At 55.2% G+C, this 23,766-nt stretch carries 23 protein-coding genes and 1 other RNA gene; 17 read left to right on the forward strand and 7 right to left on the reverse strand.

Annotated features, from left to right (window positions below):
- Nucleotides 1-49 precede the first annotated feature (49 nt).
- The 8 genes from AAFN83_RS01855 to pfkA all read left to right on the forward strand — a co-directional run bounded on the left by AAFN83_RS01855 (nt 50) and on the right by pfkA (nt 8,519).
- Entirely contained in the window at nt 50-1,816 is a 1,767-nt protein-coding gene (locus AAFN83_RS01855) for a peptide ABC transporter substrate-binding protein (protein ID WP_347766647.1), read from the forward strand.
- A gap of 106 nt (nt 1,817-1,922) precedes the next feature.
- On the forward strand, nt 1,923-2,876 hold the full coding sequence (locus AAFN83_RS01860; RefSeq protein ID WP_347766648.1) for an ABC transporter permease: 954 nt from the start codon (nt 1,923-1,925) through the stop codon (nt 2,874-2,876).
- A gap of 10 nt (nt 2,877-2,886) precedes the next feature.
- On the forward strand, nt 2,887-3,801 hold the full coding sequence (locus AAFN83_RS01865) for an ABC transporter permease (protein WP_347766649.1): 915 nt from the start codon (nt 2,887-2,889) through the stop codon (nt 3,799-3,801).
- 13 nt (nt 3,802-3,814) lie between these two features.
- Nucleotides 3,815-4,858: an ABC transporter ATP-binding protein gene (locus tag AAFN83_RS01870; RefSeq protein ID WP_347766650.1), complete on the forward strand. Its 1,044-nt coding sequence runs from the start codon at nt 3,815-3,817 to the stop codon at nt 4,856-4,858.
- Nucleotides 4,839-5,798 carry an ABC transporter ATP-binding protein gene (locus AAFN83_RS01875; protein WP_347766651.1) on the forward strand — a complete coding sequence of 320 codons (960 nt, stop codon included), beginning with the start codon at nt 4,839-4,841 and terminating at the stop codon, nt 5,796-5,798. The genes AAFN83_RS01870 and AAFN83_RS01875 overlap by 20 nt, the downstream gene beginning before the upstream one ends.
- A gap of 26 nt (nt 5,799-5,824) precedes the next feature.
- Nucleotides 5,825-6,178, forward strand: a complete 354-nt coding sequence (locus AAFN83_RS01880; protein WP_347766652.1) for a hypothetical protein — start codon at nt 5,825-5,827, stop codon at nt 6,176-6,178.
- A 310-nt stretch (nt 6,179-6,488) separates the two neighbouring features.
- On the forward strand, nt 6,489-7,541 hold the full coding sequence (locus AAFN83_RS01885; RefSeq protein WP_347767359.1) for a tetraprenyl-beta-curcumene synthase family protein: 1,053 nt from the start codon (nt 6,489-6,491) through the stop codon (nt 7,539-7,541).
- A 12-nt stretch (nt 7,542-7,553) separates the two neighbouring features.
- Complete coding sequence (pfkA, locus tag AAFN83_RS01890; RefSeq protein ID WP_347766653.1) at nt 7,554-8,519, forward strand: 6-phosphofructokinase; 966 nt, start codon at nt 7,554-7,556, stop codon at nt 8,517-8,519.
- 118 nt (nt 8,520-8,637) lie between these two features.
- On the opposite strand, the gene AAFN83_RS01895 is transcribed toward pfkA, so the two are convergent.
- On the reverse strand, nt 8,638-9,093 hold the full coding sequence (locus AAFN83_RS01895; protein WP_347766654.1) for a peroxiredoxin family protein: 456 nt from the start codon (nt 9,091-9,093) through the stop codon (nt 8,638-8,640).
- 92 nt (nt 9,094-9,185) lie between these two features.
- Between AAFN83_RS01895 and AAFN83_RS01900 the strand changes: the two genes are divergently transcribed.
- The gene (locus tag AAFN83_RS01900; protein ID WP_347766655.1) at nt 9,186-9,398 is read left to right on the forward strand and encodes a DUF3906 family protein; all 213 of its coding nucleotides are present in this window, start codon (nt 9,186-9,188) and stop codon (nt 9,396-9,398) included.
- Between the two features lie 89 nt (nt 9,399-9,487).
- On the opposite strand, the gene AAFN83_RS01905 is transcribed toward AAFN83_RS01900, so the two are convergent.
- The 5 genes from AAFN83_RS01905 to AAFN83_RS01925 form a co-directional block, all read right to left on the reverse strand.
- The gene (locus AAFN83_RS01905; RefSeq protein WP_347766656.1) at nt 9,488-10,666 is read right to left on the reverse strand and encodes a putative glycoside hydrolase; all 1,179 of its coding nucleotides are present in this window, start codon (nt 10,664-10,666) and stop codon (nt 9,488-9,490) included.
- Nucleotides 10,667-10,810: 144 nt separating this feature from the next.
- Complete coding sequence (locus tag AAFN83_RS01910; RefSeq protein ID WP_347766657.1) at nt 10,811-11,005, reverse strand: hypothetical protein; 195 nt, start codon at nt 11,003-11,005, stop codon at nt 10,811-10,813.
- A 166-nt stretch (nt 11,006-11,171) separates the two neighbouring features.
- A complete protein-coding gene (locus AAFN83_RS01915; protein WP_347766658.1) occupies nt 11,172-11,990 on the reverse strand; it encodes a YitT family protein in 819 nt (272 codons plus the stop codon).
- 200 nt (nt 11,991-12,190) lie between these two features.
- Entirely contained in the window at nt 12,191-12,907 is a 717-nt protein-coding gene (locus AAFN83_RS01920; protein WP_347766659.1) for a DUF4247 domain-containing protein, read from the reverse strand.
- A complete protein-coding gene (locus tag AAFN83_RS01925; protein WP_347766660.1) occupies nt 12,904-13,458 on the reverse strand; it encodes a DUF4178 domain-containing protein in 555 nt (184 codons plus the stop codon). Before AAFN83_RS01925 ends, AAFN83_RS01920 begins: the two co-directional genes overlap by 4 nt.
- Before the next feature lie 72 nt (nt 13,459-13,530).
- Here AAFN83_RS01925 and AAFN83_RS01930 point away from each other — a divergent pair, with 72 nt between their 5' ends.
- From AAFN83_RS01930 to ssrS, 4 genes are all read left to right on the forward strand, one after another.
- The gene (locus AAFN83_RS01930) at nt 13,531-13,896 is read left to right on the forward strand and encodes a hypothetical protein (protein WP_347766661.1); all 366 of its coding nucleotides are present in this window, start codon (nt 13,531-13,533) and stop codon (nt 13,894-13,896) included.
- A gap of 6 nt (nt 13,897-13,902) precedes the next feature.
- Nucleotides 13,903-15,519, forward strand: coding sequence for a degradosome RNA helicase CshA (gene cshA / locus AAFN83_RS01935; RefSeq protein WP_347766662.1), 1,617 nt, complete (start codon nt 13,903-13,905; stop codon nt 15,517-15,519).
- Nucleotides 15,520-15,715: 196 nt separating this feature from the next.
- Complete coding sequence (locus AAFN83_RS01940; protein ID WP_347766663.1) at nt 15,716-16,609, forward strand: YesL family protein; 894 nt, start codon at nt 15,716-15,718, stop codon at nt 16,607-16,609.
- Nucleotides 16,610-16,672: 63 nt separating this feature from the next.
- Nucleotides 16,673-16,857, forward strand: a non-coding RNA gene (gene ssrS / locus AAFN83_RS01945) — 6S RNA.
- Between the two features lie 66 nt (nt 16,858-16,923).
- Here the strand turns inward: ssrS and xylB are convergent.
- A complete protein-coding gene (gene xylB, locus AAFN83_RS01950) occupies nt 16,924-18,453 on the reverse strand; it encodes a xylulokinase (protein WP_347766664.1) in 1,530 nt (509 codons plus the stop codon).
- A gap of 199 nt (nt 18,454-18,652) precedes the next feature.
- On the opposite strand from xylB, the gene AAFN83_RS01955 reads away from it, so the two are divergent.
- The 4 genes from AAFN83_RS01955 to AAFN83_RS01970 all read left to right on the forward strand — a co-directional run bounded on the left by AAFN83_RS01955 (nt 18,653) and on the right by AAFN83_RS01970 (nt 23,662).
- Complete coding sequence (locus AAFN83_RS01955; RefSeq protein ID WP_347766665.1) at nt 18,653-19,429, forward strand: DeoR/GlpR family DNA-binding transcription regulator; 777 nt, start codon at nt 18,653-18,655, stop codon at nt 19,427-19,429.
- Nucleotides 19,430-19,554: 125 nt separating this feature from the next.
- Nucleotides 19,555-20,721 carry a galactokinase gene (locus AAFN83_RS01960; RefSeq protein ID WP_347766666.1) on the forward strand — a complete coding sequence of 389 codons (1,167 nt, stop codon included), beginning with the start codon at nt 19,555-19,557 and terminating at the stop codon, nt 20,719-20,721.
- A gap of 98 nt (nt 20,722-20,819) precedes the next feature.
- The gene (gene galE / locus AAFN83_RS01965) at nt 20,820-21,806 is read left to right on the forward strand and encodes a UDP-glucose 4-epimerase GalE (RefSeq protein ID WP_347766667.1); all 987 of its coding nucleotides are present in this window, start codon (nt 20,820-20,822) and stop codon (nt 21,804-21,806) included.
- Nucleotides 21,807-22,111: 305 nt separating this feature from the next.
- Nucleotides 22,112-23,662 (forward strand): UDP-glucose--hexose-1-phosphate uridylyltransferase, encoded by a 1,551-nt coding sequence (locus tag AAFN83_RS01970; RefSeq protein ID WP_347766668.1) that lies wholly within the window; start codon nt 22,112-22,114, stop codon nt 23,660-23,662.
- Nucleotides 23,663-23,766: the final 104 nt, after the last annotated feature.

Here is a 23,766-nt window from a genome sequence, read left to right on the forward strand (position 1 = left end):
GAATGCAGCACGAAAGCTGCATCATTTTAGATCTGGTGGAGGGTTCTCGATGAAAAGAAAACGAATCGGTCTCGCAAGTTTGCTTCTCGCCTCCGTGATGCTCGTCATGACCGCTTGCAGCGGCAACGGCTCGAAGGCATCGGAATCGCCCAGTGCAACAACGGCGGCGACAACAGCTCCATCGGCAACAACGGCCCCATCGGAGAATGCAACGGTGGAGAAGGACCCCGATCAAACGCTTCGGCTCGTATTCCTGGAGCCCGAATCGCTTGATCCGAACGCAGCCTACGACACCGGCACGTTCTCGATCCTGAACGCGACCCAGGAAGGGCTTGTTCGGGTGAAGAACACCGGCAATGGGGACGAGATCGTTCCGTCCGGAGCCGAGAGCTGGGAAACATCCAGCGACGGCCTGACTTGGACCTTCCACCTGCGGGATTACAACTGGTCTGACGGCAAGCCGGTCGTTGCTCAAAACTATGTTGACTCGGTAATCCGGCTTCTGACCAAGGACAATGCTTATCCGTATGCTTACTTCGGCTACGATATCAAAAATGGCGAAGCCTTCAATCTGGGCACAGCCAAAGCTGAGGATGTCGGGGTAAAAGCCGTTGACGAGAAGACGCTTCAATTCACTCTCGAACGTCCCGTGCCCTTCTTCCTTTCGAAGATTGAGTACCCGGTCTTCTATCCGATTCGTCTCGATGTCATTCAAGCAGGCGGAGAGAGCTGGGAGAGCGATCCTGCCAAGCAAGTGTACAGCGGTCCTTTTACCATTAAAGAATGGGTGCGGAATAATAGCATCACGCTGGAAAAGAATCCGAATTACTGGGATGCAGCCAACATTTCGATCACCTCGGTGGTCATGAACGACATTCCGGAATTCGCTACGCAAGCCCAGCTGTTTGAATCGCAGCAGCTCGATGTAACCGGTGCTCTGCAAGAATATGTAGCCAAATGGAAGCAGGACGCTTCTGCCGGGAAATTCGTTGGGGTAAGCGGAGATACGCCAATGACAGGCTTTATTGCCTTCAATCAAAAGACCGGTGGGCCGAGCGGCATTCTGAAGAGCGTCAAGGTTCGCCAAGCCCTTTCGCTGGCCTTTGACCGTGAAGAGCTCATCAGCGCCATCTATGGCCGGTACAGCCCAGCGTACGGCTTCGTGCCCAAGACCTTGAAGAGCGGCGACGTTGATTATCGTTCGACCGTGCCGGAACCGTTGAAAGCCCTGACCGAGCAATACCAAGGCAAGCCGGAGGAACTCCAGAAGCTGTTCCACGAAGGCTTGAAGGAGATCGGCAAAGATACCGCCAACCTGAAGGACATCAAGCTGACCTTCATCACCACGGGAACCGGAGCAACCGACAAGCAGCGCCAGGAATGGTGGAAGCAGCAGTTCGAAACGAATCTGGGCATCACAGTAGACATGAAGGTGTTCGGGGATTCCAAGCTTTACAACCAAGCGAAGAACGCATGGGAGTTTGACATCATGAGCTCCGGTTGGATTGGAGACTACAACGATCCGCTGACCTTCCTCGACATGTGGACAACGGACAACGGCAACAACTATTCCGGGTACAGCAGCCCCGAATACGACAAGCTGATCGAGGAACTGCAGAGCGTGACGGACCAAACGGCGCGCCTGGAGCTCTACAAGAAGCTGGAGCAGAAGCTTGTGGCGGAAGAATTCGGCATCACGCCAACCTACTACGGAGATACCCAGCGCTTTATCCAGAACTACGTCAAGGACTTCTACTTCCCGACGTTTGGACCGGTCTATGAATGGAGATGGGCTTCCATCGCCAAGCGATCCTAATCTGGCATAACCCCAAACCGGTATCATCCCATTTAAGCAGGTATGCGCGCCTTTACCGGATGTGCATACCTGCATCCATGTTAAGGAGTTTACTGGAGGAGAACGTATGGTTCGCTATCTTGCCCGCAGGGTGTCGCAGATGCTGCTCACGCTGCTTATCATCACCACCGCTACCTTCTTCTTGCTCTCGGCCATCCCGGGAGATCCATTGACCGAGAAGGTTGCCAAGCTTCCGCCTAACATCAAAGCGGAGATGTACAAAAAGTACGGCTATGACCGGCCGATAGTGGAGCGCTATTTCAAGCTTATGAAAGGCATCGTTACCCGCGGGGATTTTGGAGAGTCAGTCGTGTACCCGGGACAGACGATGCAAAGCATTATCAAGGATAAGCTCCCCGTTTCGGCGAGGCTCGGGATTCAACAGGCGGTTGTCGGCGTGACGCTCGGTCTGCTGCTCGGCATCATCGCCGCGGTCAAGCGAGGATCATGGGCCGATCATCTCATCGTAACCCTGTCGATGGTGCTCATCTCTACCCCGACTCTGGTGTGCGCGCTGCTTGTTCAGAAATATTTTGCCGGCTCGTACTTTCCGATTATCGGCTGGCCCAAGGGAGAGCAGCTGTGGTTCGGCGGTTGGAAGTACACCATTTTGCCCACCTTGTCCGGGTGCCTGGGGTATATAGCCTCCTATTCCAGGTTGATGAAGACTTCGATGCTGGATTCGGTCAATCAGGACTACATTCTTACGGCACGCGCGAAGGGACTTTCCGAACGAAAGATCATCTTCCGCCATGTGCTTCGCAATTCCTTTATCCCGATTGTAACCATCCTTCCGCTGACGATCGCGTTTGTCATCACCGGCTCGTTCTTCATCGAACGCGTGTATTCCATCCCTGGAATCGGCTTGTACTTTATCGGAGCCGTCACCGGTAGAGATGTGCCCATCATTATGGGAGAAACGGTCTTGCTCACGATCCTGTACCTGGCCGTCATCTTCTTTACCGATGTGCTCTATACCCTTGTCGATCCTCGCATTCGAATCGTCGGAACGAACAGATAGGAGAGAACGCATGATCATCCATGAATCTATGCTTCGGAAAGTGGATTCCGTCGCTCAGCAGTCGGACCAACTGGTCCGGGAACCGATCTCTTATTGGCAGGACGCATGGAGGAGACTGAGAAGAAACCCGGTGGCGATGGCTTCCCTCGTTGTCTTGTTCCTTATCCTCTGCTTTGCTCTCTTCGGTCCGATGATTCGGGGAGCCGATTACATTACCATTGCCGCAAAGTACAAGAATACAAAGCCGAATGGAACCTTTTGGTTCGGCACCGATTCGCTCGGGCGCGACCTGTTCTCCCGCGTAGCGATCGGGACGCGTATCTCCGTCTCCGTCGCCTTGGTCGCCAGCTTCATTCAGATCGTGGTCGGTTCCGTCTACGGCGGCGTGATGGCTTATTTCGGCGGAGTTGTCGATGAGATCATGATGCGGATCATCGAAGTGCTGAACAGCATTCCTTCGTTGATCATCACCATCCTCATCATGATTTTGCTGGGCAACGGGATGATCCCTTTGCTCATCGCCTTGTGTATAGCCTCCTGGACAGGCACAGCCCGGATGATCCGCGGGCAAGTCATGCAGCTACGGGAGAGCGAATATGTATTGGCAGCCCAGACCCTGGGTGCTTCCCATGCCCGGGTAATCGGCAAGCATCTGCTGCCGAATACGCTCGGCCTCTTGATCCTGAATGCTTCCACGAGCATTCCGGCCGTCATCTTCGATGAGACGGTGCTGTCCTTTCTCGGCATTGGCATTCAGCCGCCGAAATTCAGCCTGGGCACCCTCATTTCGCTCGGGCAAGACATGATGTCGTTCTATCCCTATCAATTGCTATTCCCGGCGGGAATCCTGTGCCTCATGGTGCTCGCCTTCAACTTATTCGGGGAAGGCCTGCGAGATGCCTTGGACCCCAAGCTTCGCAAGTAGGAGAGAGATAAGCATGGACAAATTGCTGGAAGTGAAAGACCTCGCGGTATCTTATCATACCTATGCCGGCGAGGTTCAGGCGGTCAGAGGAATCACCTTTGATGTGCATCGAGGAGAGACCGTTGCGGTCGTCGGAGAATCCGGCTGCGGCAAGAGTGTCACGGCTCGCGCGATCATGGGATTGATCCAGAAGCCGCAAGGGGAAATCAAGCCGAACAGTCAGATCCTCTACAATGGGCAGGACATCACGAAGATGTCTCGCCGCGAGCTGCGCCGCTATCGAGGCCGGGAGAGCGCCATCATCTTTCAGGATGCGCTGTCCTCGTTGAATCCGACCATGAAGGTCGGCAAGCAGATCATGGAGGGCTTGACCAACCATACAAAAATTCGTCGGTCGGAGGCGCGACGCAAAGCGCTGGAGCTGCTCACAAAGGTCGGGATCCCCAACCCGGAACGTCGGCTTCATCAATATCCGCATCAATTCTCCGGCGGCATGAGGCAGCGCGTCATGATTGCCATTGCGCTGGCATGCAACCCGAAGCTGCTGATTGCCGACGAGCCGACAACCGCGCTGGATGTGACCATCCAGGCGCAAATCCTGCTCTTGATCAAGAAGCTGCAAAGGGAGACGGAAGCCTCCGTCATCATGATCACCCATGACCTGGGCGTGGTGGCGAATATGGCGGATCGAATCGTGGTCATGTATGCCGGGAAGATCGTGGAGGCGGGAACGGCGGAGGATATCTTCTACGAGCCTCAGCATCCGTACACGATTGCTCTGCTTAATGCGGTGCCCAAGCTGACCGATGAGGACGAGATCGTCGATCTCGAGTCGATACCGGGCACTCCGCCCGATCTGATCTCGCCGCCAACGGGCTGTCCCTTCGCTGCTCGCTGCAAGCACGCCATGGAGCTCTGCCTGCAACACGAGCCGGAGCCGATGGTCTTCACCGGGGAGCATCAGGCTGCCTGCTGGCTGCATCATCCCGATGTGAAGGCGCTGCTCAACCAATCTACGCCGAAGGGAGAGAAGGTTCATGAGCGAATCCCTTCTTGAAGTAAACGGGCTGAAGAAGTATTTCAAAGTGGGACGGAAAGCGGAGCTGAAGGCGGTGGATGACGTCTCCTTCACCATTCGGCGCGGAGAGACGCTGGGGCTGGTCGGGGAATCCGGCTGCGGCAAAACCACCTGCGGACGAACCAGCATCGGGCTGTATGAGAAAACCGGAGGCAGCATCCTCTATAACGGCAAGGATGTTCACGAGGAGAAGCTTCGCAATCCGCTTGGGTTGTCCAAAGAAGTGCAGATGATCTTTCAGGACCCCTATGCCTCCCTGAATCCGCGGATGACCGTCGGAGAGATCATTGCAGAGGGAATCGACATCCATGGGCTTGCCGCCGGGGCCCAGGATCGTAAGGACCGCATTCACGAGCTGCTTCATCTGGTTGGCTTGAACAAGGAGCACGGGAACCGATTCGCCCATGAGTTCTCCGGCGGGCAGAGGCAGCGGATCGGGATCGCCCGAGCTCTTGCGGTGGACCCGACCTTCCTGCTCTGCGATGAGCCGATCTCGGCACTCGATGTCTCCATCCAGGCCCAGATCGTCAATTTGCTGGTGAAGCTGCAGCGGGATCGGGGGTTGACCTACCTCTTTATCGCGCACGATCTGTCGATGGTGAAGCACATCTCCCATCGAGTCGGAGTGATGTACCTGGGTACCCTTGCGGAGATAGGACCTTCCAAAGAGCTCTACCATCACCCGCTTCATCCCTATACGCAAGCGTTGCTCTCCGCCGTTCCTGTACCGGACCCACGCTTGGAGAAAAGCCGGGAAATGATTGTGCTGGACGGCGAGGTGCCGAGCCCGATTAATCCGCAACCCGGATGCCGGTTTCGGGATCGGTGCAAGCTGGCGATGCCCATCTGCGGGGAAGTTACGCCCAAGCTGAAGGAAGTGGCGAAGGATCATGCCGTTTCCTGCCACCTGTACCCATGACCTCTGGAATGGAGGAGTTTCTTACGATGACGAAAGCCAAAGCCTACCTTCGCGATATTCTTCTGACAGCAGCCCTGACCGCTGCTGTCGGGAGTCTTTTGTCACTCGCAGGGGCAAGTCTTACCGTGCTGTTGAAAGGAACGGAGGGAACCCTCTGGATGGAAAGTGCGAGAGGAATCTTGTTCCTGACCGGGGGAGCCGGGCTGCTTCTATCCGCCGCCTTTCTCTTGAAAAAAAACAAGCCCATGCGGGTAGACCATGAGCATCAATGGAAAAGAAGGTTTCATGCGCTGCGTCCGCTGCCTGTGCTCCTTCAGACCAGCCTCGGCCTTCTGGCCATCGGGATTTTGTGGGATTACGCTATCTTTTACGGTGGGTAGCTCAACCACTCTTTTATGAAGAATCCCCTATTGGCAAACCCCCTTTGTCGTGATAAATTAAACGAATAGACTTAAGGTGTCTGGTCCCGTGTCAAAGCCGTTCATGCGGCTTTTGATGGGGCTTTTCTTGTGAACGGAAGTGAGACCGGGGAAGGGGGACCAATGAGACCCCCCAAGTTTTGCGCCTCCCCTTCAAAAGAGGTATGATAGAGGGAATGAGGAGCATGACGTTTCGGAGGATTTACAAGTGAAATCGATCTCAAACACAGCCAAGAAGCTGCATCGTTATCCCAAAGGTCCGCTAACCCTGATGACCATCGTCTATCGGCATATCTTGCCGGGGGTGAAGCAGGCATTATCCCGCTGGGAGAAAACGGCGAGCCGCATACCGGATTCCGAGCTGCGCAAGCAAGCGCTGGCCAGCATTGCTTCCAAGCGCTTTCATTGCCAGGGAGGCGCCGTATACGCCGCAGTGAACCTGCCGCAAAAGGACCGTCTGATTTCACTCATCGTTGCATTCCAGACGATCAGTGATTACCTGGACAACCTGTGCGACCGGAGTACCTCGCTTGATCCGAAGGATTTTCGCCAGTTGCATCAATCGATGCTTGATGCTGTCCGTCCCGACAGAACGCTTGCTGACTACTATGCTTTCCGCGAAGAGCGGGAGGATGGCGGCTATCTCAAGGAACTGGTGATGGAATGCCGGAACCAGATCGCTGGCTTGCCGTCCTATCCGCTCTTTGAAGCGAAGATTTATCGGCTCGTTTCGTTGTATGTCGATCTGCAGGTGCACAAGCACATCCGCAAAGACCTTCGGGAGAATGCGCTTATGACCTGGTGGGAGGAGCACGGCGGGGATTATCCCGACATCCGGTGGAACGAGTTCGCGGCATCGACCGGCTCCACGCTCGGCATGTTCATGCTGTTCCTGGCTGCATCCGATCCCGAGGCCGATCCTGCGACAGCTTCAGCGATCGAACGGGCATACTTTCCTTATGTATGCGGCCTGCACATTCAGTTGGACTATTTGATCGATCAAGAGGAAGACCGTGAGGGCGGCGACTTGAATTTCTGCTTCTATTATGGAAGCCGGGAGGAGACCGTCCGGCGCGTGACCTACATCGTGGAGGAAGCGCGTAAAGCAATTGCCGGACTTCCGGGACCTCGTTTTCATCAGATGATCATCGAAGGCCTGATCGCCCTTTATTTGTCCGACCCCAAGGTATCGGGCCAGCCGGATGTGAAGGAAGTCCGAAGCAAGCTTCTGCATCGCAGCCCGCTCATGCGCGTCTTTTTCTTGATCAACTCGGTTTATATCCGCTTTCGCGAGCCCTTAAGCAAATCCACAACGCAACTATAGGAGGAACTCATTATGACGATTCGTTCCGTAGCCGTCCTGACCAGCGGCGGCGATTCCCAAGGCATGAATGCCGCTGTTCGTGCGGTTGTCCGCAGCGCTCTGTATCACAACCTGAAGGTATATGGCATTCAACGCGGATATTATGGCCTTATTCATGACGACATTCGGGAGATGGACCTGCGCAGCGTAGGGGACATCATCCATCGCGGCGGTACGATTCTGCAAACCGCTCGCTGTAAGGAAATGATGACCCCGGAAGGTCAGCAGCTGGCAGCCGACAACCTGAGAAAGCGCGGCATCGATGCCCTCGTGGTCATCGGCGGCGACGGCTCCTACCAAGGCGCTCAAAAGCTGAGCAAGCTCGGAATCGCCACGATGGCGCTGCCGGGTACGATCGACAACGACATCTCGTATACGGACTTCACAATTGGCTTCGACACGGCTGTCAGCATCGTGGTCGATGCCATCAACAAGCTTCGCGACACGATGACCTCCCACGAGCGTTCCTCCGTCGTTGAAGTCATGGGCCGTCACTGCGGCGACATCGCGCTTTATGCCGGTTTGGCAAGCGGAGCGGAGTCGATCCTCGTTCCGGAGATGCCGTACAAGGTTGAAGAAGTGGCGGAACGCATGAAGGACAACTTCCGCTCCGGCAAGCGTCACAGCATCATCGTGGTAGCCGAAGGCGTAGGCACTGGTGAAGAAATCGGCAGTCAAATTCGTGAAATGACCGGGCTTGACACCCGTGTAACCGTACTGGGCCACGTTCAACGCGGCGGCACGCCGACGCACAACGACCGGGTACTGGCCAGCCGCCTGGGCGACTTTGCCGTGCGCAAGCTGCTCGAAGGCGAATCCGGCAAAGCTTGCGGCGTCATCAATCGTGAGCTGGTCACCACGGATATCGACCTGGTGGTAGGCACGAAGAAGCCGTTCAACAAAGAGCTGTACGAGCTCGCGCTTCGCCTGTCCCAATAATCCAAAGAGCGGCGAAAGCCGCATCAAAAAAAGCAAGCTCCACCTCTCCTATTACGGAAAGCGGGCTTGCTTTTTTTGCAAGTAACCCTGCTTGCTTGAACCTTGAAGGTTGATGAAGCTATGGCAACTCGACACGATGCGCTTTGCGCAGCTCCTTCATGACTTCATCCGTCGTCGGAATGCCGTGACGAGCGTAATGGATCAAGCCGTCTGTTCCGATGACGAAGAGGGTTCGTTTCTGGCCCCCGAAGACGAGGTTCTGTCCCACCTCGTAGAGCCGGTTGATCAACCCGTCTTCATCGGATACAAGCGGGAAGGGGTAGTTTTCCTTGGCTGTGAACTTCTCATGCTCCGCAAGCTCGGCGGAATTGATGCCTAGGATGAAGGCATTCAACTTCCCATATTGTTGAATGGCATCGCGTACAGCGGACAGCTGACGCGTGCAGTCCGGGGTATGATCCTTCGGATAGAAGATCAGCACGATCGGTTTTTTGCCCAGGTAGGTGCGCAGATCAATGAGTCCTTGTGTGCTCGGCGCTTTGAAGGCCGGCGCTTTTTGTCCAACTTGCAGCATGCGTATCCTCTCCTTTGTAAGGGCAGCGTTTAGCCTATTTTACACGCGTTTGGCAATTTCGGGAACAACAAAAAAGAGGGGAGGGAGATAAAATGTTTTTGTATAAGCTGGAAGCCGCTATGCCGGAGCAGACCGTCCCTGTCGTCGTCCTTGCGGAGACGGATGAAGGAGCCTTTGCGGCAGCAGATGAGCTGCTTCATCGCCATTTTGTAGCCTCGCCCGAGGTGAAGGAACTGGCGATCGTTGAGAAGAAACGAGTGGCGAAGGGCGCCGGGTATGTGTTGGAAACGGTCGCCTCCGAATGAGCGCTTGGCAAAGAAAACTCGGAAACAAAAACGACGCGTCACAACCGGCTTAGACGTTGGCCGGGCTGTCGACGCGTCGCGCACTTTCTTTACGGTGTGTAGTTGACCCCGGGCGTATACTTGTTCGAGGAGCTCCAGAGAAGAAACTCATCCACGCCGTTGTCCTTCAAGGCCTTGATCTGGGCGTCCAGTTGAGCCTTGCCGTATTTGATGTGGCCCGGTACCCAGGTGGCGGTAAAATCCTGAATCCACGGACGAACAACCGGCTTTAGGTCCTTCAGAGGCGTCAGCTTCTTCTCGGTATCCTTGCTCGCGCCATCAATGGTCTTGTACGGCGCAGCGTCCGGCACATTGGAACCGTACCAACCGGTGCTGTAATGGCTCGGGTAGATCATCGAGCTGATGACATCCACGTTTTGCGAGATTTTCTGGAAGTCTTGCCCGATGCCTTCCGCTGCGGGAACGGCTGCTGCATATCCAAAGATGTCCACGGATACCCGAACACCGAGAGGGTTGAGCTGTTCGCGAGCGTACTTGACGAACTCCGAAACCGCATTGATCCGCGTACGCTTGTCACGGGTATACTTCAGCGTCTCAGCACGCTTCTCAAAGCCTTCCGGGAAACGAACATAGTCGAACTGAATTTCCTTGAAGCCGAGCTTGGCGGCTTCCTTCGCCACCTCGATGTTGTAATCCCAAACTTCCTTGCTGTACGGGTTCACGAAGCTGTCTTTGTTCTTGTTGGTCCATAGGGTTCCATCCGGGTTTTTAAAGGAGAGATCCGGCCGTTTTTCTGCAAGGATCGTGTCCTTGAATACGACGATCCGGGCGATCGGATAGATGTCGTGCTCCTTCATCGTGTTCATGACGCTCGAGATGTCTCCGATGAATTTCTGCTCGGCCCCGGTCTTTTCCAACTCGGGGTTCCCCGTCTTGTACGTGATGTATCCTTTATCGTCCTTGATGTCGATGACGAGTGAATTGAGTTCGGTTTCATCCATGAGCTTGACCAGCTGCTCGAATCGGGCCCCTCCGGCGCTGTAAGCCGTGGAGTAGACCCCTCTGACCTTGGGGGCGTCCGGCTGCGGATCCACCTTGTTCGTCGGACGAAGGTAATCATCCGCGCTGCCCGCAGGTGTGTTCTCGTCGACCGCGACTATGGGCGGGGGAGTGAGTGAAGCGGCGACCACCTTATCGAGTGTGATATCCGCCTGACCGGCGGAGGCATTTCCCCAAACCAACATGAGTGCAGCTAACAAATGTTCCATAAGTGCAACCTCTCCAAATCTGTATAATGGCGTTCTTCATCCTATTACCCCAGTCCCTTCTCATACTAAACAAATCTACGACAAACCACAAAGGGTATTTTGTCCTACGGAGTCGACTCGGGGCGAGCACGAAAAAAAGACGCCTCATTGAATCCAGGCGTCTTTTTGATGCTCGGAGATGCTGTACTGGATAATCTCCATCGCATCCTCGGTTTCCAGAGCTTCCATGCCGTTTAGAAGCACGATGTCCGAATCCAATTCGATCTTTTTGAGGAACGGGAACATCTGCGGCGTAAATTTCATAACGATACTGGCCAGCTTTACGGTTTCCACAAGCATCACCATCCCATTCGAATTTTTCTTAAACAGAAAAAGGAGTGGAACGAGCGTGCGGGGTCGCACCAGGAACCTATGAAATTCACAGCTTCAGTATATCATGAAGAAGGCAGTCTGGGAAATGGGTGGAGAGGACTTCCAGACGAAAGTTACAACGCTTGCCGGGGTGTCAATGACGGCGGAATTCCCCAAGGACACCAACGGTTTCCACGATATTGACGAAAGCCTTCGGATCCAGGTCATGGATCGTCTTCTTGAGCTCAGCCAGCTCGTAGCGGGTGGTTACCACCATAAGCACGTCCTGCTCTTGTTGGGAATAAGCTCCTTCCGCCTTCATCACGGTCACCCCTCGATTTTTGAGGAGGTGTTGGATCAATACTTCCTTCTGCTTCGTCACAATGAAGGCGGTAACCTTGATGTGGCGAATGTGAATGGAGTCGACCAGTTTCGACGAGACGTAAATGGATAGCATGGAGTAGAGGGCAAGATCCCAGTTTTCTTTATAATACCCCAGGGCGAGAATGACCAAACCGTTCAGGATGAAAATAAAGCTTCCGAGCGGGAAATCCCGATTGCGGGTGACGATGGAACCCACGATGTCAAAGCCGCCGGTCGACCCGCCTACGCGCAAGGATATTCCCGATGCGATGCCAATGATGACGCCCCCGAAGACAGCCGCGAGAATCGGTTCCTTGGCTATGGGGATATCGGGAACGAGCTGCATGAACCAAGCTGTGAACCCGACCGAAGCCAAACTTAGGAAGATGAAGCGGCGGCCGATGATATAGAGCCCCCACAGGATGACCGGAACATTCAACAGGAAATACATGACCCCGATATTCCAATTGGTAAAGTACCCAATCAGCATGGACACCCCGGACATGCCGCCCGCGAGCAGCTGATGGGGGATCAGGAGCATGTTGAAGCCGACAGCGAGTAACAGCGCACTGACCGCGATAGCTCCGAATTCGTATAACGTGCGTTTCATGAATCCACCTCAAGCATAGTATTCGCCCAGTCGGCGAAGAAATCCCCCGGAATCGGCGCGTACCTCATTATACTGGAGTCGGAGCTTTTGTCCACCAAAAGTTACATAGGCAGAGAATGGGTACCCATCAAAAAACGCCCTCCTATGCGAACAGCATAAGAGGGCGTGGCGGGGGATGACTTCAAGAAGCCGGCTGCGGGTTACCTTCGCCGCTTGAAGGAGCCGAAGCTCTTCTTTGTTTTGGGGATTTTGGTCTTAAAGGTGGGCGAGGAGCCGTCGCTCTTCTTGCTGTAGGACTTCGTACTCCACGTGCCTGAGCTCTTGGGGGTATCTGATTTATCAGTTATTTCGGTTTTGGCTTTGCCTTTGCTGCTGAAGAAGCCGGTACCGGACTTGGTGGCCGGAGTGTCCTTCTTGCTTGATTCGTACGCTTGCGTCTTCGTCTTGCTGTCCGGGAGGGAGGAAAATCCCCTGTAGGTGTTCGTTCCGTTGGACATCCAACTGCCGCCGGTTCCCCCGAACAGGGAATGAAGCAGAGAAGCGGTCAAGTAGCCTTCCAGGAAGGAAGAATTGTAATGGCTCTTCGCATAGGTTAAGGTGCTGACCTCCACCAGGCTGTTGGCGGAGTCGGCGGGGTCTTGCTGAACCTGAATGATCTTGTCGGAGTAGGCAAGGAACATGGAGTCCTTGCTTTCCTTGCTGACCTCCTCCGGCTTTTCTTTATCCGCGAGCTCTTTGGCTGTTGTGGGGACGTCCTGGTCCTCTACGAGGTAGATCTTGGAGGAATCCTGGCCCTTGCCTTGAATGTCCACCAAAGGGTAATGGTCGGACACGTAGCTGGAGGCATTCGAGCAGCCTGCCAGCAGGGAGAAGACGAGGGCGAGCGCGACCCAGGCTTGCCAGGTCAATCGTTTCATGTGCGGGTGGCCCCCTTCGTATCTGTAGCAAGAAGAAAGCGAACCTCTCCGGGTGCGAGCCTTTCTCCCTTCATGGCGACGAACTTGCCGTCCTGCCATTGCAGGAAGAAGTAGCCCTCACTGTCGGCACTGTACCGCCAAAGAATGACTTCGTCCCCGTTTCGGAAGTCCGTCTGCCCTTCGGTGCGGGTGCGGTCGGTGCGCTGCCATTCCAGGTCATAGGCCACTTCCCCATCGACATCCAGACGAGTCGGAACCTCACTCGGATCGTCAAGCGACCCTTCGAGGAATTCGCAAAGGAAGCATTCGTCGGTTCTTCCTTTTTCAATGAGAAGGCAGGAGACGTTATTTCCATCACGGAGATAATAAGCATACCGATGAGGCGCATACTGGGTATCGTAATAAGCGACTTTGCCGCTCACGACATATTGATTCAACTCTACGGAGACGATATCACCAGGACGTGCATCTTCCATGGGCTTGCGCTCGGATGCAGCCGGCGCTTCTTTACGGGACCTCCAAATGGCCCCCATACGTTTGAGCATAGACATTGGCGTTTCTCCTTCTTTCCCTGGAAGCACGAGCTTTTGCGGGGCTTGAGCTCCCGTTTGAGCACTTCCTTAATGGGCGTATCCATGCCATTTTATACGATGAAGGGGGTCGAACGGTTTCACGCAAACAAAGCGAGTTCCCACGGTATGAAAAATAAAATGAAAGCTAATGCTCATGTCGCTGGCGTTGCTCTAATGCGGTGTGCTATACTAACCGATGATGTTCTTTGGTACGGCGGTATTTTCCTGCTCAAAGGGAAATGCTTTTTTTATGCACCGAGCGGTTTGCATAAATCTGGAAGGCTGTCTTCCGATGCGCAACATGCAAATGCTCCTATCGAAAAGGGTGCGCCATATGAAAAGGGACCTGCGAACCGTACTGGAGAAGCCGTTATGGCGATAAAGAGAGGGCTTATTTGCCCAGGAAAAGGAGTCTGATTTCATTTGAAAACATTTGCCGAATTCGGTCTTGAGGCCAAGGTGCTGCGAGCCGTTACGGAGATGGGCTTCGAGGAAGCTACGCCCATTCAAGAAAAAACCATCCCCCTTGCTCTCGAAGGCAAGGACTTGATCGGCCAGGCCCAAACGGGTACCGGGAAAACCGCTGCCTTCGGCTTGCCGCTCGTTCAAAAAATTCAACCGTCTGAAGATCGCATCGTGGCCTTGATCATGTGCCCGACCCGCGAGCTCGCCATCCAGGTTGCCGAAGAAGTCAGCAAGCTCGGACGCTTCAAAGGCATCCGTTCCCTGCCGATCTACGGTGGACAAGACATTGTAAAACAAATCCGCGCCCTCAAGAAGCGCCCGCAAATCATCATCGGAACGCCGGGCCGCCTCCTTGACCACATCAACCGCAAAACGATCAAGCTGGACGACGTGCAGACCGTCATCCTCGACGAAGCGGATGAAATGCTGGACATGGGCTTCATGGAGGACATTCAATCCATCCTGAGCCTCGTACCCGAAAATCGTCACACCATGCTGTTCTCGGCCACCATGCCGTCGAACATTCAACGCCTCGCCACCCAATTCCTGAAGAACCCGGAGCATGTCTCCGTCATTCCGAAGCAAGTCAGCGCTCCGCTCATTCAACAAGCGTACATCGAAGTTCAAGAGAAAATGAAATTCGATGCTCTGTGCCGCCTGATCGATATGGAATCCCCGGACCTTGCGATCATCTTCGGTCGCACGAAGCGCCGCGTCGACGAACTCGCCGAAGGGCTGCAAAAGCGCGGCTACTCCGCTGAAGGACTGCACGGCGACCTGTCGCAAAACCAACGCGACGCCGTCATGCGCAAATTCCGCGATGGCAGCATCGACGTGCTGGTCGCAACGGACGTTGCGGCTCGCGGTCTTGACGTCTCCGGCGTCTCCCACGTCGTGAACTTTGACCTTCCGCAAGACCCGGAAAGCTACGTCCACCGGATCGGCCGGACGGGACGCGCTGGTAAAGAAGGAACGGCTTGGACCTTCGTAACGCCGCGCGAGATCGACCACCTGCACTTCATCGAGCGTATCACCCGCCACAAGATCACCCGCAAACCGGTGCCGAGTGTAGCGGAAGCGATCGAAGGCAAGCAAAAGATCACCGCCGAGCGCATCATCAACCTGATGCAAAGCGATGATGCGAATGAATACAAAGGCGTCGCCATCCAGCTTCTGGAGGAGTACGACTCCGTGAATCTGCTGTCGGCAGCCATGAAGCTGCTCACCGGCGACCGCAAGGATATTGAAGTTGAGCTGACCCCCGAAGAGCCGCTTCGCGCCAAGAAGCGTCGTCCGGACGTTCGTTCGGCTGGACGTCGTCCGAACAGCGGATATGGCGGCAGCAGCTACGGTGGCCAACGTCGTGACGGCGGAAGCCGCTACGGCAGCGGTTCGGGAACCGGCGGCAGCAGCTACGGCGGCAACCGTCCTCGCCGCGAAGGCGGCTGGGAAGGCAACCGCGATAACCGCGGCGGAGGCTACCGGGACAACCGCAGCGGCGGAGGCGGCGGCTACAAGCGCGATGAGAATCGCAGCGACAACCGCAGCAGCTACCGCAAGAGCGAAGACGAATAACACCCGAGTCCCTTGCGTATGAAGGAAGAAACCGCAGAGCCGCGAGCTCTGCGGTTTTTTGGTAGGAGAAGGAAGGGATGAAGCGCTTGTTTTCGATAAGGCAAACAAGCCCGTTCCCTGCGGCCCGGTGAACTAGGAGTTTCGTGAAAAATGAGCTATAATGGTGAGTATTGGACACAATGAAGGAGGAGCTTTTTTGGAAACAAGAGGGATCATGGGCGGCTTTTACCGCTTCTCGGAGTGGGTCATGCGGTTTTCCGCCATCAACTTGCTTTGGATCATCAGTTCTTCACCCGTTCTTGCAGCCCTTTGGATTTTTTCGGCTTGGACGGCCCAGATTGATGATTTTACGCGGTACCTTGGCTGGTGGCTTGTTCTAGGTTTTGTGTGTATTCTCAACGCCTTTACGTTTGTTCCTGCCAGCTCGGCGATGTTTGCGGTTGCACGAAAATGGGTTATGGGTGATGTGGACGTTCCTTTGTGGAGAACTTATTGGAAATCCTACAAAGCCAATTATAAGCAAAGCTTGTACGGTGGCCTGCTGTTCTCTCTGTTCCTGGGCATCTTCCTATTTAACATTCACTACTACTCCACTGTGGGGAATGTTCTCAATTCCCTCGCCTTGACGTTCATCGTGATGATCGTGCTGCTGTTTGCGGCCTTCCTGAATTTCCTTTCGATCATGTCTCATCTCCACATGAGCACCTTCCAGATCGTGAAAAACAGCTTCCTGATTACGATCGGGCAGCCGATCAATACGCTTATCCTTCTCGTGCTGAATGCGGGAATCGTTTACATCAGCATTCTCTACAACTTCCTGATCGTCTTCTTCATGGGAAGTGTGATGGCCATGATCTCGTTCTGGAACTTCTATCGCGGCTTCACCAAGATCCAGGCTCGATTCAAGAAGAGCGAAGAGGACGAGGAAGAAGAAGAGGAAGAGTCTGATGACTCTGATGATTCCGAAGAATCCGAGGACTCGGATGGGGAATGGACCGAGGCGGACCCTGCCGAGGAAAACCCGGCACGACTTCCGGCGGAGAAGGACGAGAACCTGGAAGACGAGCCTTCCCGTGAGGAGCGGAAGTAACGCCTTTTCCTGCTTCTTCCCTTGCATCTCGTTTATCAAGCGTATATAATGACCATACTGATTAGAGTCCTGCGGTGTACGTTATGGTTTTTTGTTGTTTTGAACCAATGACATGTTTCTAGGGAGTTCAATATGGTTCGCGCGGCTGACAAGCCCTCTTCGAAGGGACTTCAAAAACGCGACTGCGAGCACCCACCTGCGAGAGCAGGTTTGAAACGCTTAAACCGGACGGCACATGTGGGCTACTCTTTCTCTAACCAACAGAAACCGCCTCCCTTAGGGGAAGGCGGTTTTTTTGTCTTTCGTCCATTTGATTAACCCTGTGCCAGATCGCTCAGCTTGTGGAAGGTATCCCGAAGGGTGGGATAGAGGGAGCGATAAACTTCGTAGTACCGCTCGTACTGGATGCGGTTTTCCTCGATAGGCTCCACGCGGTCCACCACTTGAATCCACTCCTCGCAGAGAGCGGTGGTGTCCTTCCCGAGGACGCCCGATGCGGCCATAACGGCGGCACCGTAAGCGGGGCCGTCGGTCGAGTTGACGGTCACGACTGGGTAGCCGAAGACGTCTGCGATCATCTGCCGCCAGAACCGACTCTTCGCTCCGCCGCCGTTCACTCGCAGCTCGGTGACTTCGACCGAGGACTCCTTCATCAATTCCAGCGAATCGCGAAGGCCGAAGGTGATCCCTTCCATAACAGCGCGTGTAAGGTGAGCCTTCGAGTGACGCAGGTTCAGCCCAATGAAGCCGCCGCGTGCCTTGGGGTCGGGATGGGGAACGCGTTCACCCGTCAGGTACGGAGCGAAGAGCAGTCCCTCGCTGCCGATCGGTGCTTCCTGCGCCCGGGTCGTGAGCAGGTCGTAAACATCGCGTCCTTCCTTCTTCGCGAGCTCCAGCTCTTCAAAGCCGAAATGGTTTTTCCACCATTGGAAGGAGCCGCCCGCTGCGAGCATGACGCCCATGCGGTGCCATTTGCCCGGCACGCCGTGGCAGAATGAGTGCAAGCGGCGCTCGGGGTCTTCCTGGTACGTTCCGTCGTGGACGAATACGACGCCGGAGGTTCCCATGGCGACGCTGGCGATGCCCGGCTTCACCACGCCGACGCCGACCGCTCCGCACGCTTGGTCTCCGCCGCCGGCAACGACGGGCGTTCCTTCGGCAAGCCCGGTGATGCCAGCGGCTTCCGGGGTCAACGTGCCGACGATATCATTGCTTTCGAACAGCGGAGGCAGCCAGCTGCGCTCGATGCCGAGCTTGTCCAGCACCTCCTGGGACCAGTCGCGCTTGGCGACATCCAGCAGGAGCGTGCCGCTTGCGTCGGCGACGTCGATGCCGAATGTGCCGGTCAGTTTCAGCCGGACGTAATCCTTCGGAAGCATGATGTGCGCCACGCGGGCATAGGCGTCCGGCTCGTTCTGACGGAGCCATACAATCTTCGGCGCAGTGAATCCTGTAAGCGCTTTATTTCCAGTCAGCTCACCAAGACGTTCCTTGCCTACAGCCTGCTCGATCCACTCGCATTGCTCTGCGGTCCGTTGATCGCACCAGAGGAGAGCGGGGCGAATGACCGCGAGCTTCTCATCGAGGAATACCGAGCCGTGCATCTGGCCGGAGAGACCGACACCCAGCACTTCGGCCGCTGCTATGCGAGCCTCCTGCAGAAGCAGCTTGACGCATTCGGCTGTTCCGATCCACCAATCCTCGGGATTTTGCTCTGCCCATCCAGGATGCGGCTGGTACAGCGGATATTCCACGCTCTTGCTCGCTTTGACCTGACCCGCTTCATCGACCAGGATGCATTTGACGGCGGATGTCCCCAAATCGACACCCAAAAAATAACCCATGGTTTTCACCTCATTGTAGATTGAAATCGCAAGAGCCCCTGCCTTCGAGGAAAACAGCCTACCCCTCTGCGGTTTTGATCAGGACTCTGCTATAATGTATTCGAATGACAGGGCCAAAATCCTGCTGACTTTGTAAAATAAATAAACAAAGTGTGAATCGAACGAGCGGATTCATGCCAATGAAGGAGTAGGAAAGCGGATGTTTGCGGAGGAAAGGCAAAATCGAATCATCGAGCTGGTCAACCGGAACGGAAAAGCAGCGGTTCAAGAGATGAGCGAATCCCTTGGGGTGTCGCTCGTTACCATTCGGCGGGATCTGGAGCGGCTCGAAGAGCAAGGGCTTTTGTATCGCACCCATGGTGGAGCACTGTCGTTGGAGCTAGGAGGAAGAGAAACGGCGCATGAGCGTTCCTTTTCCGAGAAGGAGGAGGCCTTTGCCGATGAGAAGGTCCGCATAGCCGAAGCCGCCGCTGCCATGGTGAAGGAGGGGGACTCGCTCTTGTTCACCCCGGGCACGACCAACATGATGCTGGTGAACCGACTTCGCGGCATAGAGGGCTTGAGTATTGTCACGAACGCGACCAACATTGCATCCAGCGCCGCAGACGTCAAGGAGTGGAACGTCATCCTGACCGGAGGCCGAATTCGCCCGCAATCCTCCGCGCTTGTCGGCCCGCTCGCTGAAGACAGCCTGGACAAGCTCCGCGCAGACCGGCTATTCCTTGGGATCGATGGATTGGACATCAAGAGCGGACTCACCACCCCGAGCTTGGAGGAAGCCAGTGTGAATCGAAAAATGATTGCGCTTGCGAAGCAGGTGGTCGTGGTGACGGACCATAGCAAATTCGGCAAGACGGCTTTTTCGCGCATCGCAGATTTAAGCGCCGTCGATGTGCTGATTACCGACTCCGGTATCCCGGACGAATACGCTGATTATATTCGAAAGGAAACGGACATTCGTCTTGTTCTTGTTTGATCGTTATAGATCGAAAAGATTCTATTGACCGTTTTATCAGGGGATAGTACAATAAAAACGAAAACAAACGATCACTAAGATACACAAACGAAATTATTTTCCATATTATGAAAGAGGTGCAGAGAATGGCAAACATCACGGAGCTCAAAAAGACCTTTGTCGAGCTTTTCGGAGGCACGGAGGAAGGCATCCAAAGCTATTTTGCCCCCGGCCGCGTGAATCTGATCGGCGAGCATACCGACTATAACGGCGGCTATGTCTTCCCGGCAGCTCTGACCTTCGGGACGACGATGCTGCTCCGCAAGCGCAGCGACAACGTTCTTCGGTTTGCATCCGGCAACTTCAAGAAGACAGCCGACATTACCCTTGAAGGGGCGACAAACGAGAAGGAGCACGACTGGGTCAACTATCCGAAAGCCGTGCTTGTACATCTGAGCAAACGGGGCTACACGTTTAGCGGCTATGATGTCTACTACCTGGGCGAAATTCCGAATGGCGCCGGCCTCTCCTCCTCCGCGTCTGTCCAACTCGTCACCGCCTTCGGCTTCATGACCGCCGAAGGGCATCCCGTGGACCGCGTGGAGCTCGCTCTCGTCGCGCAAGAATCGGAAAATCAATTCCTCGGCGTCAAGTGCGGCATCATGGACCAGTTCACGGTGGCAAACGGCAAGAAGGACCATGCCATCCTGCTGCAATGTGATACGCTGAAGTACGACCTCATTCCCTTCCAGGCAGCGGGTCATAAGCTGATTATCGGCAACACGAACAAGCGCCGCGGCCTTGTTGATTCGGAGTACAACGCTCGACGAGCTCAATGCGAGGAAGCCGTCGGCTACCTGCGCCAAGCCTTCCCGAATCTGCAGCTTCTGGGCGAACTGAACGCCGAGCAGTTGAAGGCGAACGAACACCTCATTCCAGATGAGACGGTCCGCAAGCGTGCTCGCCACGTCATCGAAGAAAACGATCGCGTGCTCGCATCCGTCAAGGCACTCAAGGAATCCGATCTGGATGCCTTCGGCCAACTGATGATCGCTTCCCACGATTCACTTCGCGATCAATACGAAGTCACCTGCAAAGAGCTGGATGTCATGGTGGAAGAAGCGCTCAAGGTTCCTGGCGTACTGGGCTCCCGCATGACCGGCGCCGGCTTTGGCGGCTGCACGGTCTCTCTCGTGAAGGATGAATCAGTTGACGCCTTCCTTCAAGAGGTTGGTCGTGCCTATGCGGAACGGACAGACTTCAAGGCGGACTTCTATGTGGCAGAGATCGGGGACGGAGCCAAAGCGCTGTAAGCGTGAATCGTTCCTGAATGCTGATCAAATGCTCACGAGCATTCATTCCATAGCTTCTCAAATAACCGGCAGGAGCCGGACCACTGGGGGAATTGAGCATGGCCATTATGGTGACAGGCGGAGCGGGTTACATCGGTTCGCATATGGTAGCTGAGCTGCTTCGTCTTGGAGAAGAGGTCGTCATCGTCGACAGCCTGGAGACCGGGCACCGGGAAGCGGTATTGGGCGGCAAGCTGTACGTAGGGGATCTGCGCGACAAGGAGTTTCTTGATAAGCCATTCCGTGAAAATGACATCGAGGCCGTCATCCATTTTGCTGCCAACTCCCTGGTTGGCGAAAGCATGAAGAACCCGGCCAAATACTATCACAACAATGTGTACGGAACACTGTGCCTGCTGGAAAAGATGCAGGAGCACGGCGTAACCAAGATCGTGTTCTCCTCCACCGCCGCCACTTATGGGGAGCCGGAGAAGACTCCGATCTCGGAGGAGGATCGCACGTTCCCGACGAACGCATACGGGGAAACGAAGCTGGCCATGGAGAAGATGATGAAATGGTTCGACATCGCCCATGGCGTGAAATACGTTTCTCTTCGCTACTTTAACGCCTGCGGGGCGCATGAGAGCGGCAAAATCGGCGAGGATCACGCGCCGGAGACGCACCTCATCCCCTTGATTCTGCAAGTTCCGCTCGGCAAGCGCGAGTTCATCTCCATCTTCGGGGAAGACTACCCGACGCCGGACGGCACCTGCATTCGCGACTACCTGCACGTCACCGACCTGGCCAGCGCTCACGTGCTCGCCCTCGGACGCCTGCGTTCCGGTGGGGAGAGTGCCGTGTACAACCTGGGCAGCGGCCAAGGCTACTCGGTGAAGGAAATGATCGAGGTGGCTCGCAAGGTAACCGGCCACGCCATTCCCGCGAAGGTGGAAGAACGCCGCGCCGGTGATCCGGCCGTGCTGATCGCTTCCTCGGCTAAGGCAGAGAAGGAGCTCGGCTGGGTGCGCCGGATGGATAAGCTGGAGGATATCATCGCTTCGGCTTGGAACTGGCACCGCGAGCATCCGAACGGCTATCCAAACTAAGCTTATATAAGTTGAACGACGAGAAGCGACAGGAAGCATGGAGAGAAAGGTTGAAACTGGAGGAGCGATAGCGTTCGCCTTTGTTTTTCAATTTCAACCCTAGTGAGATATTTTCATCGAGAAATTGAAAAACAACAGCGACCGGAAGTTCAACCTATTCTCGTAATGCTCTCTCTGTGAACATCTCAAGATCAACTTATATAGTTCGGTTTCAAAAGCATGACACGATTCGGTGGGGAGACCGCTAAAGCGAATGAAGGCGGTCTTTCTACCGTTCTATAGATGCGAGAGGGGAAGAGGAACCCATGGATATACAACTGGAAATCGCTCGCTTGGTTCGCTTCGGCGTGCAGCGAGGCTTCCTCGGCGAAGGGGACGACATTGCGGCGCACAATGCGCTTCTTGATCTGCTTCAGGTCGAGGAGCCATACACCGGGGAACTTCCGGATGAGGAGCTGGAATCGGCAACCGCCGTTCTGGAAGCAATCCTCGATTATGCGGCAGACAAAGGCATTTTGCCGGAAAACAATACCACCCATCGCGACCTGCTCGATGCTCGGATCATGGGGCTGCTCATGCCCCGGCAGTCGGAGGTGGTTCGCACCTTCCGGGAGCTTGAAGCCGTGTCCCCGGTGAAGGCGACAGAATGGTATTATCGGCTCTCGACAGATTCGAACTACATTCGAATGAACCGCATTCGCAAGAACGAGTATTGGCTTGCGCCAACGGAATACGGGGACTTGGAGATTACCGTCAACCTGTCCAAGCCGGAAAAGGACCCGAAGGAAATCGCAGCCGAGCGAAACGCCCCGCAAAGCCGGTACCCCAAGTGCTTGCTCTGCGTGGAAAACGTCGGCTATGCCGGTCGAATCAATCACCCGGCTCGTCAGAATCATCGGGTGATTCCTTTTGAACTCAACTCTGAGCCGTGGTACCTGCAATATTCGCCTTACATCTATTACAACGAGCATTGCATCGTCTTTAGCCGCGACCATGTTCCAATGAAGGTCAGCCGTCGGTCGTTCGAGCGCTTGCTTTCTTTTGTCGGGCAGATGCCTCACTATTTCGTCGGCTCTAATGCCGATCTCCCCATCGTTGGCGGCTCCATTCTGAGTCACGACCACTTCCAAGGCGGACGTAACGTGTTCCCGATGGAAAAAGCGCCGGTGGAAGCAGCCTTCACCCACGAGCAATTCCCGGGGATTCGCATCGGAACGGTCAAGTGGCCGATGTCCGTCATTCGCATCTCGGGCCCGGAACAGGCGCCGCTCATTGAGCTGGCAGATCGTCTGCTTGACTTGTGGAGAGCATACAGCGATAACGAGGTGGAGGTTCATGCCTTTAGCCGCACAGAAGACGGCGAGGTTCCCCACAATACGATCACGCCGATCGCTCGCAAAAACGCGCAAGGGGACTTCGAGATGGACCTCGTGCTGAGGAACAACCGGACCACCGAGGAGCATCCGCTCGGCTTGTTCCACCCGCACGCGGATCTGCATCACATCAAGAAGGAGAACATCGGGCTGATCGAGGTGATGGGGCTTGCCGTTCTTCCGGGCCGACTGAAGGAAGAAATCGAACAGATCGCTTCCTGGCTGGCGCATGCGAGTGAAGCCGGTCAGGCCGCTGTGATTGAGCAAGACAGTCCCCTCGCGAAGCATGCCGTCTGGATGCAGGAGCTGCGAGCGGCTTATCCTTCCCTCAACCGGGCCGAAGCGGTCGAAGCGGTACGCCGAGAGGTGGGGCGCAAGTTCGCGCGCGTGCTTCTTGACGCCGGAGTTTACAAGCGAGATGAGCAAGGGCAAGCGGGCTTCCATCGGTTTATGCACCATGCGGGGTTTGTAGCTGCTGACTGAGTAGGATGCGGTGTTGGCTTGGAAGCCTTTCCTCTTTTGCTTTCCCCGAAACAATGGTAAAATTGGTGGAGAAGTCATCCGGCACAACGTGCCTGGATTGAGGA

Source organism: Gorillibacterium sp. CAU 1737 (genome assembly GCF_039888655.1).
In the GTDB taxonomy this organism is placed as follows: domain Bacteria; phylum Bacillota; class Bacilli; order Paenibacillales; family NBRC-103111; genus Gorillibacterium.

What these genes read in the sequence shown, in the direction of transcription:
- AAFN83_RS01860 (WP_347766648.1), top strand. Translation starts at nt 1,923, where the DNA reads ATGGTTCGCTATCTTGCCCGCAGGGTGTCGCAGATGCTGCTCACGCTG.
- AAFN83_RS01880 (WP_347766652.1), top strand. Translation starts at nt 5,825, where the DNA reads ATGACGAAAGCCAAAGCCTACCTTCGCGATATTCTTCTGACAGCAGCC.
- AAFN83_RS01870 (WP_347766650.1), top strand. Translation starts at nt 3,815, where the DNA reads ATGGACAAATTGCTGGAAGTGAAAGACCTCGCGGTATCTTATCATACC.
- AAFN83_RS01930 (WP_347766661.1), top strand. Translation starts at nt 13,531, where the DNA reads ATGGGCGTATCCATGCCATTTTATACGATGAAGGGGGTCGAACGGTTT.
- AAFN83_RS01920 (WP_347766659.1), bottom strand. Translation starts at nt 12,907, where the DNA reads ATGAAACGATTGACCTGGCAAGCCTGGGTCGCGCTCGCCCTCGTCTTC.
- galE (WP_347766667.1), top strand. Translation starts at nt 20,820, where the DNA reads ATGGCCATTATGGTGACAGGCGGAGCGGGTTACATCGGTTCGCATATG.
- AAFN83_RS01955 (WP_347766665.1), top strand. Translation starts at nt 18,653, where the DNA reads ATGTTTGCGGAGGAAAGGCAAAATCGAATCATCGAGCTGGTCAACCGG.
- AAFN83_RS01855 (WP_347766647.1), top strand. Translation starts at nt 50, where the DNA reads ATGAAAAGAAAACGAATCGGTCTCGCAAGTTTGCTTCTCGCCTCCGTG.
- AAFN83_RS01905 (WP_347766656.1), bottom strand. Translation starts at nt 10,666, where the DNA reads ATGGAACATTTGTTAGCTGCACTCATGTTGGTTTGGGGAAATGCCTCC.
- AAFN83_RS01900 (WP_347766655.1), top strand. Translation starts at nt 9,186, where the DNA reads ATGTTTTTGTATAAGCTGGAAGCCGCTATGCCGGAGCAGACCGTCCCT.
- AAFN83_RS01925 (WP_347766660.1), bottom strand. Translation starts at nt 13,458, where the DNA reads ATGTCTATGCTCAAACGTATGGGGGCCATTTGGAGGTCCCGTAAAGAA.
- AAFN83_RS01915 (WP_347766658.1), bottom strand. Translation starts at nt 11,990, where the DNA reads ATGAAACGCACGTTATACGAATTCGGAGCTATCGCGGTCAGTGCGCTG.
- pfkA (WP_347766653.1), top strand. Translation starts at nt 7,554, where the DNA reads ATGACGATTCGTTCCGTAGCCGTCCTGACCAGCGGCGGCGATTCCCAA.
- xylB (WP_347766664.1), bottom strand. Translation starts at nt 18,453, where the DNA reads ATGGGTTATTTTTTGGGTGTCGATTTGGGGACATCCGCCGTCAAATGC.
- AAFN83_RS01910 (WP_347766657.1), bottom strand. Translation starts at nt 11,005, where the DNA reads ATGCTTGTGGAAACCGTAAAGCTGGCCAGTATCGTTATGAAATTTACG.
- AAFN83_RS01960 (WP_347766666.1), top strand. Translation starts at nt 19,555, where the DNA reads ATGGCAAACATCACGGAGCTCAAAAAGACCTTTGTCGAGCTTTTCGGA.
- AAFN83_RS01865 (WP_347766649.1), top strand. Translation starts at nt 2,887, where the DNA reads ATGATCATCCATGAATCTATGCTTCGGAAAGTGGATTCCGTCGCTCAG.
- AAFN83_RS01970 (WP_347766668.1), top strand. Translation starts at nt 22,112, where the DNA reads ATGGATATACAACTGGAAATCGCTCGCTTGGTTCGCTTCGGCGTGCAG.
- AAFN83_RS01885 (WP_347767359.1), top strand. Translation starts at nt 6,489, where the DNA reads ATGACCATCGTCTATCGGCATATCTTGCCGGGGGTGAAGCAGGCATTA.
- AAFN83_RS01875 (WP_347766651.1), top strand. Translation starts at nt 4,839, where the DNA reads ATGAGCGAATCCCTTCTTGAAGTAAACGGGCTGAAGAAGTATTTCAAA.
- AAFN83_RS01895 (WP_347766654.1), bottom strand. Translation starts at nt 9,093, where the DNA reads ATGCTGCAAGTTGGACAAAAAGCGCCGGCCTTCAAAGCGCCGAGCACA.